The 15,487-nt window shown below is 64.4% G+C and carries 14 protein-coding genes; 4 read left to right on the top strand and 10 right to left on the bottom strand.

Translation table 11 applies throughout. The features are described 5' to 3' along the window. Window positions 1-15: 15 nt before the first annotated feature. The 3 genes from JHW40_RS20990 to JHW40_RS20980 are packed head-to-tail and all read left to right on the top strand — an operon-like array spanning window position 16 to window position 2,466. Entirely contained in the window at window positions 16-1,011 is a 996-nt protein-coding gene (locus tag JHW40_RS20990) for an ABC transporter ATP-binding protein (protein ID WP_090611469.1), read from the top strand. Next, entirely contained in the window at window positions 1,008-1,970 is a 963-nt protein-coding gene (locus JHW40_RS20985) for an ABC transporter ATP-binding protein (RefSeq protein ID WP_090611415.1), read from the top strand. Before JHW40_RS20990 ends, JHW40_RS20985 begins: the two co-directional genes overlap by 4 nt. After that, entirely contained in the window at window positions 1,960-2,466 is a 507-nt protein-coding gene (locus tag JHW40_RS20980) for a RidA family protein (RefSeq protein ID WP_090611414.1), read from the top strand. The genes JHW40_RS20985 and JHW40_RS20980 overlap by 11 nt, the downstream gene beginning before the upstream one ends. On the opposite strand, the gene JHW40_RS20975 is transcribed toward JHW40_RS20980, so the two are convergent. Beyond that, window positions 2,454-3,254, bottom strand: coding sequence for an IclR family transcriptional regulator (locus JHW40_RS20975; RefSeq protein WP_090611413.1), 801 nt, complete (start codon window positions 3,252-3,254; stop codon window positions 2,454-2,456). The two genes, JHW40_RS20980 and JHW40_RS20975, sit on opposite strands and share 13 nt — an antisense overlap. Window positions 3,255-3,339: 85 nt before the next feature. On the opposite strand from JHW40_RS20975, the gene JHW40_RS20970 reads away from it, so the two are divergent. Beyond that, window positions 3,340-4,563, top strand: coding sequence for an aminotransferase class V-fold PLP-dependent enzyme (locus JHW40_RS20970; protein WP_090611412.1), 1,224 nt, complete (start codon window positions 3,340-3,342; stop codon window positions 4,561-4,563). Window positions 4,564-4,843: 280 nt separating this feature from the next. Here JHW40_RS20970 and JHW40_RS20965 read toward each other — a convergent pair whose 3' ends face one another. The 9 genes from JHW40_RS20965 to JHW40_RS20925 all read right to left on the bottom strand — a co-directional run bounded on the left by JHW40_RS20965 (window position 4,844) and on the right by JHW40_RS20925 (window position 15,477). Beyond that, complete coding sequence (locus tag JHW40_RS20965) at window positions 4,844-5,305, bottom strand: hypothetical protein (protein ID WP_090611411.1); 462 nt, start codon at window positions 5,303-5,305, stop codon at window positions 4,844-4,846. 13 nt (window positions 5,306-5,318) lie between these two features. Next, on the bottom strand, window positions 5,319-7,931 hold the full coding sequence (gene tssH / locus JHW40_RS20960; protein WP_090611410.1) for a type VI secretion system ATPase TssH: 2,613 nt from the start codon (window positions 7,929-7,931) through the stop codon (window positions 5,319-5,321). Between the two features lie 15 nt (window positions 7,932-7,946). Further along, window positions 7,947-8,909 carry a type VI secretion system baseplate subunit TssG gene (gene tssG, locus JHW40_RS20955; RefSeq protein ID WP_090611409.1) on the bottom strand — a complete coding sequence of 321 codons (963 nt, stop codon included), beginning with the start codon at window positions 8,907-8,909 and terminating at the stop codon, window positions 7,947-7,949. Next, window positions 8,906-10,816: a type VI secretion system baseplate subunit TssF gene (tssF, locus tag JHW40_RS20950; RefSeq protein ID WP_090611408.1), complete on the bottom strand. Its 1,911-nt coding sequence runs from the start codon at window positions 10,814-10,816 to the stop codon at window positions 8,906-8,908. Before tssF ends, tssG begins: the two co-directional genes overlap by 4 nt. Further along, window positions 10,813-11,397 (bottom strand): type VI secretion system baseplate subunit TssE, encoded by a 585-nt coding sequence (locus tag JHW40_RS20945; RefSeq protein WP_139208141.1) that lies wholly within the window; start codon window positions 11,395-11,397, stop codon window positions 10,813-10,815. Before JHW40_RS20945 ends, tssF begins: the two co-directional genes overlap by 4 nt. A 130-nt stretch (window positions 11,398-11,527) precedes the next feature. After that, on the bottom strand, window positions 11,528-12,025 hold the full coding sequence (locus JHW40_RS20940) for an Hcp family type VI secretion system effector (RefSeq protein WP_090611406.1): 498 nt from the start codon (window positions 12,023-12,025) through the stop codon (window positions 11,528-11,530). 37 nt (window positions 12,026-12,062) lie between these two features. Continuing rightward, window positions 12,063-13,553 carry a type VI secretion system contractile sheath large subunit gene (tssC, locus tag JHW40_RS20935; RefSeq protein WP_090611405.1) on the bottom strand — a complete coding sequence of 497 codons (1,491 nt, stop codon included), beginning with the start codon at window positions 13,551-13,553 and terminating at the stop codon, window positions 12,063-12,065. Window positions 13,554-13,555: 2 nt separating this feature from the next. Beyond that, on the bottom strand, window positions 13,556-14,074 hold the full coding sequence (gene tssB, locus JHW40_RS20930; protein ID WP_090611404.1) for a type VI secretion system contractile sheath small subunit: 519 nt from the start codon (window positions 14,072-14,074) through the stop codon (window positions 13,556-13,558). 74 nt (window positions 14,075-14,148) lie between these two features. Next, a complete protein-coding gene (locus tag JHW40_RS20925) occupies window positions 14,149-15,477 on the bottom strand; it encodes a type VI secretion system protein TssA (RefSeq protein ID WP_090611403.1) in 1,329 nt (442 codons plus the stop codon). Window positions 15,478-15,487 lie beyond the last annotated feature (10 nt).

The following is a 15,487-nucleotide window of genomic DNA, read 5'->3' as shown; positions in this document are numbered from 1 at the left end:
GGGAATGCGATGCAGATGCCTGACGACATGATCCTGTCGGTCGAGGGGTTGCGGGTCGGCTTTGGCCGTGGCGCCGCGACCGTCACCGCCCTGCGCGATGTCAGCTTTACCCTTGGGCGGGGCCGCACGCTGGCGCTGGTGGGCGAAAGCGGCTCGGGCAAGTCGGTCACCTCGCTGGCGCTGATGGGGCTGCTGCCGCCTTCCGGGCGGATCCTGTCGGGACGGCTGAACTTTCGCGGCCGCGATGGCACCGTCACCGACCTGACGCGGCTGGGCGCGGCGGGTTATCGCCGTCTGCGGGGGCCGGGTCTGTCGATGATCTTTCAGGAACCGATGTCGTCGCTGAACCCGCTGTTCACCATCGGCGACCAGATCGGCGAGATGCTTCTGCTGCATGAAGATGTCACCGCCGCCGAGCGCAACCGGCGGGTGATCGAGATGCTGGAACTGGTCGAAATCCCCGGCGCTGCGGCGCGCGCGAAAACCTATCCCCACGAATTGTCGGGCGGGATGCGCCAGCGGGTGATGATCGCCATGGGCCTGATCTGCAACCCGGACCTGCTGATCGCGGACGAGCCGACGACGGCGCTGGACGTGACCATTCAGGCGCAGATCCTGGACCTGATGCGGCGGCTTCAGAAAGAGCTGGGCATGTCGATCCTGTTCATCACCCATGACATGGGTGTGGTGGCGGAAATGGCCGATTACGTGGCGGTCATGTATGCCGGCGCGGTGGTTGAACAGGCCGGGGTGATGGATCTTTTCGACCATACCCGCCATCCCTATACGCGCGGCCTTCTGGCCTCGATCCCGCGCGACGATCTGGCGGCGGATGAGCGGCTGGTCCCCATCCCCGGTGCGGTTCCCTCGCTGACCGCGCTGCCGCCGGGCTGCGCCTTCGCGCCCCGATGCAGCCATGCGCAACCCGAATGCCGTCAGCCCGTCGCGCTGGAGAAAAAGGCGCAGGGCCACCTTTCCGCCTGCATCTTCGATTTCGCGGGGGCGGCATGAGCGACGCGCTGCTGCAAATCCGCAACCTGACCAAGCGGTTCGAGACCCCGTCCGGCACCGTCCACGCGGTCGAGAATGTCAGCTTTGACATTCCGCGCGGCTCGATCATGGGGCTGGTCGGCGAAAGCGGGTCGGGCAAGACCACTCTGGGCCGCACGCTGCTGCGGCTGATCGAACCGACCAGCGGCGAGATCCGCTTTGACGGCACCGACATCACAACGCTGAATGCCCGGGCCATGCGCGACATGCGGCGGCGGATGCAGATCATCTTTCAGGACCCGGTATCGTCGCTGAACCCGCGCCTGAAGGTGGGCGACCTGATCGCCGAGGGCCTGCGTGCCTTCCGCATCGGCAGGGGTCGGGACCGCCGCGATCGGGTGGCCGCGCTGCTGGAAGAGGTCGGCCTCAGCCCGGATCACATGAACCGCTATCCGCACGCCTTCTCGGGCGGGCAGCGCCAGCGCGTCGGCATCGCCCGCGCGCTGGCGCTGGAACCGGATTTCATCGTCGCCGACGAAAGCGTCTCGGCGCTGGATGTGTCGATTCAGGCGCAGGTGCTGAACCTGCTGCTGGACCTGCGCGCGCGCCGCAACCTGACGATGCTGTTCATCGCCCATGACCTGTCGGTCGTGAACTATCTCTGCGATCAGGTGGCGGTGCTGTATCTGGGACGGCTGATGGAGATCGGGCCGACCGGCAGCATCCAGCGCGCCTCGGCCCATCCCTATACGCGGGCGCTGAACTCGGCGATCCCGCAGCCCGATCCGCGTGCCGCCCGCAACCGCACCCCGCTGCAAGGCGACATACCCAGCCCGCTGGCACCGCCGTCGGGCTGCGTCTTCCGCACCCGCTGCCCGCATGTCGCGGAATACTGTGCTTCGGGCAGGCCCGAGGCGCATCTTCTGGGCGGGCAACACCACAGCTATTGCAAAAGAACCGAGGAACTTTATGGACAGTGACGCGCTGGCGACCAGCCCCGAGACCCGCCTTGCCGCAATGGGCATTACCCTGCCCAGGACCGCGCCGACGCCGATCGGATCGTTCCGAAATGTTCGCCGCTCGGGCAACATGGTCTATGTCTCGGGCCAGGGTCCGGTCCTGGCCGATGGCTCGCTTCATCGCGGCAAGGTCGGCAGCGAGGTGACGGCCGAGGAAGCCCGCGAACATGCGAAACTGGTGGCGATCAACATCCTGTCGGCGCTGCGCGACGCGCTGGGTTCGCTGGACCGGGTGGGGGGCGTGGTCAAGCTGTTGGGGCTGGTCAATGCCGACCCGGATTTCGAGCGGCACCCCTTCGTCATCGACGGCGCCTCTGACCTGCTGGCCGAAATCTTCGGCGAAAGCGGCATCCACGCGCGGTCGTCCTTTGGCGTGGGCTCGCTGCCCAACCGCATCTCGGTCGAGATCGAGGCGATCTTCGAGGTCTCGGCGCAACTTGCGGATCAGCCGCGATGATGCAGGCCAAGCGCCCTTTCGACCGACCGCGCGGCTTCGCGCACCTCGTGCGAGACCATCTCGAATTTTTCGGGCACGCGATGCTTGGGCATGACCACCGACAGCGTCAGCTCGCAAGTGCCGTCCAGCCCGCGAATGGGCGCGGCGATGCAGGCCACCTGATCCTCGGACGTGTCGATCTGCACCGACAATCCGCTCAGGAAATCCTCGCGCGAGATCTGCGCCAGCTTGACCGGATCGGTTTCGGCCAGCCCGGTATTCGAGGGCCGCGCGTGGTCGCGAAACACCGCCAGCCGCGCATGGTCGGGCAGATGCCCGATCAGCAGCCGCCCCGAGGCGGTCCAGTTCAGCGGCACCCGCGTCCCGACATCCGAGGTGACGCGGAACGGCCCGGTGCCCTCGGCCATCGCCACCACCTGCATCATGCCGTCGTCGCGGGCGCAGATCTGGACCATCTCGCCCACCCGCTCATTCAGCGCGAACATCGCCCGTTCGGCCTCGCCGAAGGCGCTCATCCGGGCGCGATAGGCAAGGCCATAGCGCATCAGCCGCGGCCCCAGCCAGACCCGGCCATCACCGCTGCGCGACAACATCGCCCTTTCCTCAAGCTCATCGATCAGCTTGTAAACGGTCGAGGGCGGCGCCCCGGTCACCTTGGCCAGCTCATAGGCCGTCATCGGCTGGTGCCGCTCCGACAGGATGTCGAGGATTTGCAGCGCCCGGTCGATGCCGCTGGTGCGCGACCGCCGCGGCGGGTCACTCGTTTCCTTCGCCGGTTCGATCTTCATTCGACCACCTGCCATCGCGCCTTCCATCCTTTTGGCGCAAATACCACAGTTATGGAATTTTCCACAAGCACTGAAAGACGGAACCATGCTTAGAAATACCGACTATCCGATCGACTGGACCTGGCACGATGCCGAGGGATACGGCCGAATGGTCAATGTTTCAGGGACGATGACCTCTTTGGGGGGGTCGATCACCTCAGAGCGCGTGGCCAGGGCAACCGCCGCCGCCATGCCCCGCTTTGCCCGTATCCACGAGATGCAGGCCCGCGCGTCAGAGGTCATCGCCCGCCTGACCGGCGCCGAAGCGGGTTTCCTGACCGCCTCGGCCAGCGCCGGGATCACGCTTGCGGTGGCGGGCGCGATCACCGGCATGGACCCGGCCCGGGCCGAGGCGCTGCCCGCAGATCCGGGTCCGCGCAAGGCGGTCGCGGTGCAGATGGGGCATCTGTGCGAATATGGCGCGCCGGTTTCTCAGGCCATCGCGCTGGCCGGGGCCACGACGCGGATCGTCGGCCAGTCCACGCTGGCCAAGGATTATCAGCTTGAGGCCGCGCTGGACGACAGTTGCGCCGCGGCCCTTTACGTCGTGTCGCATCACGTCGTGGATTACGGGATGATCCCGTTCGACACCTTTGTCGAGATCGCCCATGCCAAGGGCGTGCCGGTGATCGTGGACGGCGCGTCGGAATACGACCTGAAAGGCTTTCTGGCCAAGGGCGCGGATGTCGCCATTTATTCGGGCCACAAGTTTCTGGGCGGCCCGACCTCGGGGATCGTCGCGGGCAGAAAGGACCTGATCCGCGCCGCCTATCTTCAGAATATCGGCATCGGCCGTGGCATGAAGATCGGCAAGGAAAGCATCGCCGGGGCCATCGCCGCGATGGAGGAATGGATGGAACGTGATCACGACGCCATCCGGGCCCGGGAAACCCATGCACTGGAGATGTGGCAGGCCGCCATCGCCGATCTGCCGGGCATCACCCCGATCCGCATCCCCGACCCGACGAACAACCCGCTGGAACGGTTGCAGGTATGGGTCGATCCCGCGCAGGCGGGCGCCTCGGCGGCGCAATTCGCCGAGGCGTTCGGCCGCAATGACCCGCCGCTGATCGTGCGCGGGCACGAGGTCGAGCAGGGCTATTTCCAGCTGGACCCCTGCAACCTGATGCCGGGACAGGCCGAACTGGTCCGCGATGTGTTGGTGAACGTCCTGTCCGACAGCAGCGCGGCCGCCAAAATAAATATCCGCGCCGCTTTGGCCGCCGCGCGAAATGGCGGCACCGAGGCCTATATGAACTGGCTTTCCTGAAAAGCCCGCGGGCGTCCGGGACCGGGCGCTCTGACCGATCTGGAACAGATGGCTGAAGTTCCTTCACGCAGCCATCCTGCGTGGTGGTGAAGAAGGCGCATCGCCGGGGGCGGGCGATGCGCCTTGTCACGATGAAAAGTGAGGTCCGGCAGGCTGGCGTCGATCAGATCAGTGGGCGTTGCAACCGCGGCAGACAATCCACCCCGATCGTGCATCAGTCAGTGTTCATCTGCTCAAGATCGACACCGCTTTCGATTCTGAGTCAGAGCTCCAGCATCACCTAAAGCGCGGTGACCTTGTCGAAAGCCTCGCGTGCGGTACGCTCGAAGCCTTTGCGGATCACCACCTGTTTGACCATGTTTCCGGTGATGACGCGGGCGACGCCGGTTCCCGCCGCGCGGACGCCGCGCTTGAAATAGACCGACCAGACCGCGTCCACGACCATGCTTTGCGCGAAACCGGCGAAGATATTGGCGCTCATGCCGTAAAAGCCCGAATCACGTTCGGCGATCAGCGGGTTCGAGCGGCCCTGCATCGCCACTTCGGCAATAGCCGCGCCATCCAAGCCTATGGGCGACAGTGTCGAGACGATGCGTTCACCGACGCTGACCTTGCCATCCTTGTCGGCGTCGCGGCTGTCGAAGAACGAGGCGATGGCCACCGCATCATCCCCGATGAAACCCACCGCGCCGATATCGCGGCCTGTACGGTCCTGAACGATCACCCAGTCGAAACCTGCCATCTCAAATCCTCCTTCAATTGAAATCATAGTCGAAACCCTGATCCGCCACGCGAATGGTGACGTCCTGCATCGCCTGCCCCGCGACCATGCGGCCCAGAACCTGCCGCGACAGGTCGGGCAGGATCGAGTTGGTGATGATGTTGTCGATCATCCGCCCGCCGCTGTCGGGATCGCGGCACTGTTCGACAATCGCGCCGATCACTTCGTCGCCGTAATGCAGCACCGCACCCTGCGATTCACGCATTCGCCGCGCCACCGCGCCCAGTTTCAGCCGGGTGATGCCGCCCAGAACCGCGCGCGACAGCGGCACATAGGGAATGGTCACGATCCGGCCCAGAAGCGCGGGCGGGAAAGTGCCCAGAAGTTCCTCTTTCATCGAGGCTTCCAGCGTCTCGGCATCGGTGATCCGGCCTTCCGGCGCCAGCGCCATGATCGTGCCGGTGCCGACATTCGAGGTCATCAGGATCAGCGTGTTGCGGAAATTGATCGGGCGGCCATTGCCATCCTCCATCCGTCCCTTGTCGAAGACCTGAAAGAACAGCTCGTGCACATCGGGATGGGCCTTTTCCATCTCGTCCAGCAGCACCACGGAATAGGGCTTGCGCCGCACCGCCTCGGTCAGCCGCCCGCCCTCGCCGTAACCGACATAGCCCGGAGGCGCGCCCTTCAGCAGACTGACGGAATGGGCCTCCTGAAACTCGGACATATTGATGGTGATGACATTCTGTTCGCCGCCATAGAGCGATTCCGCCAGCGCCAGCGCGGTCTCGGTTTTGCCCACGCCGGACGGGCCGCAGAGCATGAAGACCCCGATGGGCTTTTCCGGATTGCCAAGCCCCGCCCGCGCGGTTTCCACCCGCCGCGCGATCATCTGCAAGCCTTCGTCCTGACCGATGACCCGCTGTTTCAGGTGATCGGCCAGACCCAGAACCGCCTGCAATTCATCGGCCACCATGCGGCCCGCCGGAATGCCGGTCCAGTCGCTGATGACGCTGGCCACCGCCTGATCGTCCACATGCGGCCAGATCATCCGGTCGTCGGCATGAATCGCCTCCAGCCCGCGCATCCCTTCAGCCAGTTCCGCGCGGATGCTGTCGGCATCGTCACCGCCCAGACGGGTGCGCAGCGCAAGGATGTTATCGACAATGGCCTTTTCGTCGCCATAGGCGGCCTCCAGCGCGGTCAGCCGCGCGCGCCGTTCGGTCAGATCGGTCTCAAGCTCGGCCAGACGCGCCTCGGGGGCGGCACCCAGATCACGCTCGGCGGTCTTGGCGGCGATGTCCATTTCCAGCGCGGCGATCCCGGCGCGTGTATCGGCGATGCGGGCGGGAATGGCGCTTTGGCTGACGGCCACCCGCGCGCAGGCGGTATCCAGCAGCGACACCGCCTTGTCGGGCAGTTGCCGCGCGGGCAGATAGCGCGCCGACAGCTTCACCGCCGATTCCACCGCCGCGTCGGAAATGCGGACCTTGTGATGGGCCTCCATCGGGCCCAGCAGCCCGCGCATCATGAAACACGCCACCTCGATCGAGGGTTCATCGACCGAGATCGGCTGGAACCGCCGGGTCAGCGCCGGATCCTTTTCGAAATAGTTGCGATATTCGGCCCATGTGGTCGCGCCGATGGTGCGCAGCGTGCCGCGCGCCAGCGCCGGTTTCAGCAGGTTCGCCGCGTCGCCTGTGCCCGCAGCACCACCCGCGCCGATCAGCGTATGGGCCTCGTCGATGAACAGAATGATCGGGGTGGGGCTGGCCTGCACCTCGTCGATGACAGAGCGCAGGCGTTGTTCAAATTCGCCCTTCATGCTGGCGCCGGCCTGCATCGCGCCGATATCCAGCATATGCAGCCGCATCCCCTTGAGCGCCGGGGGCACCTCGCCCGAGGCCAGTTTCTGCGCGAAGCCCTCGACCACGGCGGTCTTGCCCACGCCCGCCTCTCCGGTCAGGATCGGGTTGTTCTGGCGCCGCCGCATCAGCACGTCGATGATCTGGCGGATCTCGTCGTCGCGGCCCACCACCGGATCCATCCGGCCTTCCGCCGCATCCGCCGTCATGTCGACCGAGAACCGCCCCAGCGAAGTCGAGGGCCCCGCCGCATCCCCGCCAGCCCCCGCGCGCAGGCCCGAGCCGTCCATCGGGCGCATGTCCTCTTCCTCGGAGCCCGCCCACAGCGTGCGCGCCTCGGCCCCCAGCCGGTCGGCGGACAGATCGTCGAAGACGCCGGAATATTGCACCAGCGCATGGCGCAGCGCGTGATCGTTCAGCAGCGCCACCAGCAGATGACCGGTGCGGATCTGCGCCTCGCCAAAGAACAGCGTCGCATAGGTCCAGGCGTGGTTCAGCGCATCGGCCAGCCGTTCGGATATGCCCGGCGTCTCGGTCACGTTCTTCTGCAACGCCCCCATCGCCCGGTCCAGATCTTTCAGCACCCTGCCCCGGTCCAGCCCGCTTTCGCGCAGGGTGACCGAGATGTCGCAATTCTGGTCCGAGATCGCGTGGAACAGCCAATGGCACAGTTCCACATTGCGATTGCCGTCGCCGCGCGCCTGACGCATCGCCTGAAGGAAGGCGTCGTAACCCACGCGGTTCATCTTGCCGGCGAATTTCTCGATGGTAATGGCAGTCATTCAAACCTCGTGATGTCAGTGACCCTGCGACAGGGCAAAGCGTGCGATCTCGATCTGCGGGGCGCTGCCCGCCAGGGCCTCGGGGCGCAGGGCGGCCAGCCAGCCGATGGCAACGGTCTGGCCCAGCTGCGCGGAAGGCACACGGTCGGGCGGCAGGGTCAACGCCAGATCGACCTCATAGCTGCGGCCCAGATACCAGAACACCAGATCGGCCAGCCGGTCGTGGCGGGCCTGACCGGGCAGGAATTCGCCATATTGACCGGCATCGGGCAGATGCAGGTGGATACAGATCTTTTCATTCACCGAACGCAGCCGCGCGCCCAGATACATGTCGCGCCCCAGCGCGCCGCCCATGCCCAGACCGTGCATCTCGTCGGGTTCGAACTCCAGCCATGCGGGGACGTGTTCCTCGACTTCGACCGGCAGCTGGAAATACCGCTCCAGCATCTGGCGCAGCCGCACGGCGCTGCGCACCCGACCGCCAAAGATCGACACCAGCGGCAGCCGGGCGATATCGGGAAAGCTGTCATGCTGCATGAAAGCCGGAGAGCCGATCCCCGCCACCGCCGCGACATAGCTGGCAAAGCGATCCTCGTCGGGGCGGTCGAACTGGCTGATCGGATGGGCGTCGGACCAGGCCCGGAAGAACAGCTGATAAAAGCGGCCGGCGAACAGATCGGCAAAGCGGACGAAGGCCTCTTCGCCTTCCTGCTGCCAGCGCATGACCTCTTCGGTCATGTTCAGCGGCAGCGCGCCCTGCGGCCCGAAATAGCCCATGAACTGCGCCCGCAGACGCCTGCGGTCGTAGGGGCCGGGCGCGGCCTCGCTGATTTCGGCTGTGGGAAAGGCAAGCTGCGGGTCCTGCCCGATCTCGACGATATCATCGGCCAGCCGGGTCGAGCGTCCGATGCGCGGCTTGTCCGCCGCCTCACGCTCCAATCGGCGCAGCAGCGCCAGAAATCCCGCCGCCCCGGTCATATCAGCGGCCCGGACCCCGTGCGCGGCGGCCAGCGCTTGATGACGCCGCGCTGTTTGCTGATCGTCACCGTCTGGGTAAAGCTGTTGATGCTGACATATTCGGCAAAGAAGCGGTCCAGAACGGCGGCCAGCAGAACGATGCCGCTGCCCTCGAAGGCGGTTTCGTCGATGGTCAGCGAAATCTCCAGCCCGCGCGCGGGAAAGAACCCCTCGGGGCGGCGGATCGAGCGGGTGACGGGGCGCACGTTCAGCCCGGTGATCCCCGCAATCTGGGTTTCCGTCACATTGTCGGACAGATCGGCGAACAGGGTCAGGATCTCGCGCAGGCTGGCGGCGCCGTCGCGACCGAAGCGGTCGTCCAGCCCGAAATGGTTCAGCGACAGATAGGATATCAGCCGCCAATAGACATCGCCCTGCCCGGTGCGGTGAGGGCCTGCGCGCTCGATCTCGGTCATGGCCTCGCGCGGGGCGGTGGGGCCGTTCACGCAGGTCAGCGTCATCAGCTGATCCGAGACCAGATTGAAATCCTCGGACCGGGCCAGAGGCAGCGAGGCGGGCAGATGCCGGTTGGAACACAGCGTTCGCAGATGCAGCCGCTGCGCCCGCCTGCCGATGACGGATTCGGGCGGCTCATAGATGGAAATCCACGTCTCGGTGCCGCGATAATCGGTGCGCCTGCCGCTGCGCCGCTCGGCCTCGGTCAGCCGCCGCTGCTTGCGCCGCATCGTATAGTAATAGGTCGCGCGCGGCGCGCTGCTGTCCTGCGGCAGGGCGTAAAGCGGCACCACCTCGACCCGGTCATGGGCGGTGCCATAGCTGGCATGGACCCGCAGGATGCGGTGGATCTCGTAATGGGTGATCGGGCTGGAATCGGGCATGACCACATATTCGTGGCGGCGGTCGTCCAGCCGGATCTGGTTCGAGCTTTCCTCGAACAGGTTGATGGCGGGGGCGCAGTTGATGCGGATGTCGCGTTTCTGGATCTGCCGCGCCAGATCGTCATCGACGCGGTCGAATTCGAAGATCACCTGCATCTCGGTGCTGTTCACCGCCCGCAGCGCATCGCCCAGCCCGGTCAGCCGGAAGCCCAGATATTTGCGCGGAAAGGCAAAGAAATCACGCAGCAGCGCAAAGCCTTCGAACAGATTGCTGCGCCGGTCCAGCAGCAATTCGTCGTCGTCAAAGCCGATCTGCGCGACCTGAGCGGGCGCCAGCCGCAGAAAGGCCGGGTCGCCATTGGGTTGCAGCCAGCGCAGCGACACCCGCAGCGTGCTGCAATGGATCTGCTCGTACAGCGCCATCGCCCGCAGCATGTCGGCGGTCAGGTGGAAGGTCAGATCGTCGGTCCGCAGTTCCGCAAAGCTGTGCCCGTCGGTCTTGGTCAGGTCCAGTTGCAGCCCGGCCCGCGCCAGCCGGTCGGGGTCCTGCCCCAGCCCGCCAAGCGTCGTCGTCCGGTCGTGATAGGTCAGCCCGGAAATCGCTATGGGCTGCACTGTCAGGGCCGAGGTCAGGCTGAAACGGCAGGTCACCCGCTTGTCGGAATCGCGAAACCGCGCGTCCAGATATTCGCCGCGCGGGAAAACCCTGGGGGCGCCGTCACTGGTCGGGCGGGTCTGGGGCGGGGCCTCGACGATCATGCAACTGGGAATGGGGGTCAGCGCGTCGGGAAAGATTTGCTCCAGCAGTTCCATGGTGAAGCCACGGAATTCCTCGTCCAGCTTCAGCTGCACCCGCGCCGACAGAAAGGCCGCGCCTTCCAGCAGACCGGCGATGGAGGGGTCGATATTCTCCCGCAGCACCCCGCCCAGACGGTCGGCCAGCCCCGGAAATTCCTCGGCGAACTCGGCCGAGCGTTCATAAAGAATATCCAGTTCGCGCTCGTAGGCGTCGCGGAAAGCCTTTTTCATGCGCCGCCCTGCATTCGTTTCATCGCGATCTTGCCCGCCCCCGGATCGACCTCGGCAAAGAATTGCAGCGGAATGTCGGTCGGGTCGGAAATCATCTCGGCCAGAATCTCGAAGCTGAGCCGCTGATCGACCGAGGGTGCAACCTCATCCAGCCGGACCTCGATGCTTTCGGGGCGCAGGCGCGGCTCGGCCCGGATCAGGGTCTCGCGGATGGCGCGGGCCAGTTCCGCAGGGGTCTGACCGCCGCGCCACAGGCTGTCCATGTCCTGAAAGCCAAAATTGACGACGGAATCGCGCACATGCGGAACGTCGGACAGATCAGAGCAGACATCCAGCCGGATCGTGTTCATCAGGCTGGCGATATCCAGCGCCAGATTGGCCCGCAGCGCCTGTTCGCTGGCCCCCTCGCGCCGTTTCTGGCTGAGAATGGTCAGATCGCGTTCCCCGTCGGTATAGGTCCGGTCCTGATGCCGAGCATCCCGGCGGGCGGCGGAATCGCGGAAGATATGCATCAAGGACATCTCGCGCAGCCCGCCGATACGGGTATCGCCGCTGCCCGAGGGTTGACGATGCTGCGCCATGACCACCCCGAATGTTCAGAACCCAGCCGGCAATGGCCTGCCGGTCGAAATGAAGCAGGGTCGGCACAGCAAGCCGACCCCGCCCCGAAGTGTCAGATGATCCATCCGTGACGGATCGAAGCGGGCTCTGTTACGAGTTCCACTCTTTGTTTTCGGCAATGTCCCAGCCCGCCAGGGTCTCGGCGCCCGAGGCACCCGAATCTTCCTGAAGGGTATAGAGAACTTCGAACTTGCGGAAGTTCAGGGTCAGGGTTTCCTGAATACGGTCCAGACCATCCTTCTGACCACCGGTCGAATAGCTGGTGATCATGATGTTTTCCATCTTGATGCGGAAATACTCGACCGGGGCGGTGCCGCCCGATTTGCGCACGATCAGTTCACCATGCTCAAGATGCTCGCCGTTGGTGCAGCGCTTGATCAGGTCGTTCGAGGCCAGATCGACATATTTGGTCAGGGTGATGTCCTGGACATTCACCTTGCCGCCGCCGCCGCCTTTGCCGATATGCGTGGTGCCCGACTGGGTCAGACCCCAGTTCCAGGCCAGCACATCAATCTCGTCGCGGTGCGTATCGTCCTGCGATTCGCCTTTGATGTTGTTGGAAAGTTTCAGAAAGATATCGACAGCCATAGGTCAAACTCCTCGATTTCGGCGGTCTGCTAAAAACTCATTTACCTTTGGGTAGCTTGGAAACGAGCGACATCCCGACATCCATGCCTTCCAGCTGGAAATGCGGTTTCAAATAAAATTTCCCCATATAATAGCCGGGATTCTCCTCGTCCTCTACAACCTCGACTTTCGCGCCGGCAAGTGGCTTCTTGGCCTTTTCACGCTCGGAAGCGCTTTCAGGATTGCCGGACACATACTTGTTGACCCAGGTTTGCAGCTGGGTCTGAAGCTGAAGCCGATCGGGGCTTTGTCCGATCTTGTCGCGGACCATACACTTCAAATAGTGACTGAACCGTGACACGGCGAAAATATAGGGAAGGCGAGCCGACATATTGTCGGACGCCGTGGCCTGCTCGTCCACGTATTTCTTGGGGCGATACAGGGTCTGAGCACCGATGAACGCCGCCTTGTCCGTATGCTTGCGATGGATCAGGCCGATCAGGCCCGCCTTCGACAGCTCGGCCTCGCGCCGGTCGGTGATCGAGACTTCGGTGGGGCATTTCAGATCCTTGGACCCGTCGCCCGTGTCGAAATTATGGGTGGGCAGGTTCAGCACCTCGCCGCCCGACTGCACGCCGCGGATCTGCACGGTCCAGCCGTGATCCTTGTGGGCGCGGTTGATATTCGCCGCCATCGCATGGGCCGCGTTCATCCAGGCATATTTGATGCCCTCGTGACCGTCGGTCTCTTCCTCGAAGTTGAACTCTTCGACGACCGAATTGGCGCCCTGCCCATAGGGTTCGCGCGACAGCACGCGCGGCAGGGTCAGCGCGATATAGCGCGAGTTTTCCGAATCGCGCAGCCCGTTCCAGGCGGCGTAATCGGGGGTATCGAAGATCTCGGACAGATCGGGCGGCGTGCCCAGCTCGTTCCAGCTGTCCAGACCCAGCAATTCGGGCGCAGCAGCCGAGACGAAGGGCGCATGGGCCGCGGCGGCCACCTTGCCCATGTCGCGCAGCAGCGCCACATCGGCGGTCGAGTGGTCGAAATAGTAGTCCCCGATCAGCGCCCCGAAAGGCTTGCCGCCAAGCGTGCCGAACTCGGCCTCATAGACGATCTTGTTCAGGGGCGACTTGTCCCATTTCGCGCCGGGATAGCGGCGCATCATCTGCTGCAATTCCTTTTTCGAGACGTTCATCACCTTCACCCGCAGCGAGGCGTCGGTCTCGGAATTGTTGACCGTATAGGCCAGCCCGCGCCACGACGATTCCAGCTTCTGGAATTCCTCGTGGTGGATGACCTCGTTCAGCTGTTCGGTCAGCTTCTGGTCCAGCTTCGACAGCATCGCGTCGATGGTGTCGATCACGTCCTCGGCGATCAGGGTCTGGTCGTCCAGCGCCTCGCGCACCAGCGCGACAACGGCGTTATCGACCTCTTTCGCGGCGACATCGGTGCGCGGCTTGATCGTCTGCCGCAGGATATCGGAAAACTCGTCCAGTCCGGACAGTGCGCCAGCGTCGGCAACCTGCGCCTGCTTTTCCTGCGCCATGTTCAGCTGTTCCCTTCAGATGTGTCCGTTGTGCCTTCGCGCTCGGACAGGGCCGCCATCAACTCGGGGTCGTTCAGCAGCTTGCGGATCTGTTCCTGCGCCTTCGGCTTCGAGTTCATATAGCGTTGCAGGTTGGCCAGATGCTGCCGCGCCTCCAGCAGCTTTTTCAGCGCCGGAATCTGGGCCGCGACCTTGGCCGGGTTGAAATCTTCCATGCTCTCGAAATGCAGCGAGACGCCCATGCGGCCATCATCGCCCATCTTGTTCTCGACATTGAAGGACAGGCCGGGGGCCACGCTTTTCATGTAGTCGTCCAGCGTCGAGGCGGTCACATCGACGAAGTCGCGCTCTTCCATGTCGGGCTTGTCGGTTTCGGACGCATTGCCGGACAGGTCGGACATCACCCCCATGACGAAGGGAAGTTCGACCATCTTCTCGGAATCGTAAGGGTCTTCGTAGGAAATATTCACCCGCGGCGGGCGATTGCGTTTCAAAAAATCAGTCGATTTGTCGGATGCCATTCTTTCAATCCTCCGCTGCGGCACAGCAGACGTAAAATTCACTACAGAGTCAATCCAAACAAGCCACGGTCATGTCAATCAATTTGTCCGGGCGGCACAAGAAGTTCAGCCATAATGGCATCAAATCGCTTGCCCAGCATGTCACGAGCCTTCAGCAGAAGCAATGGGATTGGGCTCGCGGGTTCGTGAACGGTGAAATAGCCCTCCACGCCAGTCAAAAAGCCGTTGATGTCCGCCCGCGCCCGGATGGGCGGCAGCTGGATGGGCGAATCTTCGCCGATACCCCCGTCCTTCAGGCCGCTTTGGGACAGCGTTTTCAGCCGCTCCATCGGCAGGCTGAAGCCGCTGCCGTGGCCGATATTCAGAATCGCGCTGCCCGCGCGGTCGGGCATCAGCACCTCCATCGCCTCGACCAGCGAGGCGCCGACCAACAGCCGCGACTGTTCGACCAGCAGCAGCGCGGGGGATGAGGGTTCATGCCGCGCCATCCATGCCTGCACCGCCTCCAGCGCCGCCGCAGCCGTCGCCCGGTCGGTGATCGCGGGGCCCGATCCGCCTGACGCCGGGGCGGCCGGCGCTTGTGGCGTGTCGGTCAGCGCCTCGGGCGCGGGTTCGGCGGGCAGTTCCGGGGTCGCGGCCTCGGACCAGGGGCGCAATTCGGGCCGCGCGGTGGCGATCATCGCCTGCATATCCGCAATCGCCGTGCGCACCGCGCCCAGTTCCGGGGTGAAGCGCGCCCCGGGATGACTTTGCGTCAGACGCTGGATGCGGAACAGGGCGTCGGCGGCGCGCGACAGCTGGTCATTCACCGCCGCCAGAGGTCGCTGAACCGCGTCCGGGCGCAGCGCCGCCAGCACGTCGGTGCCGGGCAATTCCTGTTCGGACATACGAGGCGCGGCCTTGCCGCTGGCGACCATGTGGCGACGCAGCGTCACATCGCTGCCGGGCAGCAGCGGCAGATGCAGAAGCGGCATCACCGAGGCGGGCTGGCTGTTCAGGGCCTCGATCGCGGCGCGACGATCCGCTGCCCCCGAATCGACGCGCGGATGCAGATCATCCGGCCATTGGCCCATCAGCGCCGCCATATCCTCCAGACTTGAAGTGAAGTCTGACAATTTTCCGGCAAGTATCTGGTATCTCGCCAGAATGCTGACCAACCTGAGGTCGCGACTGCGCGTCAAAAGCCCCCGGATCGCCGCCGTCTCGGCGCCCAGATCAACCGAACGTGGATCGAACAGCCGGTCCTCGCGCCCGTCTCCGGTCGAGCCGGGAATGAAATAGCGTTCCGGCAGGCGCGACTCGGCCTCGAAATAGTAATCCAGAAACGCCTCATCATCGGCGCGTTCAAGATCCGGGCCGCAGGGATCACTTTCCGATACCGGCTCCAACAGGTTCAACGCCATGGTCGCTCCT

This window comes from Paracoccus alcaliphilus (assembly GCF_028553725.1).
In the GTDB taxonomy this organism is placed as follows: domain Bacteria; phylum Pseudomonadota; class Alphaproteobacteria; order Rhodobacterales; family Rhodobacteraceae; genus Paracoccus; species Paracoccus alcaliphilus.
Note: the sequence above shows the minus strand (reverse complement) of the source record. Positions and strands in the feature narration are given on the sequence as shown.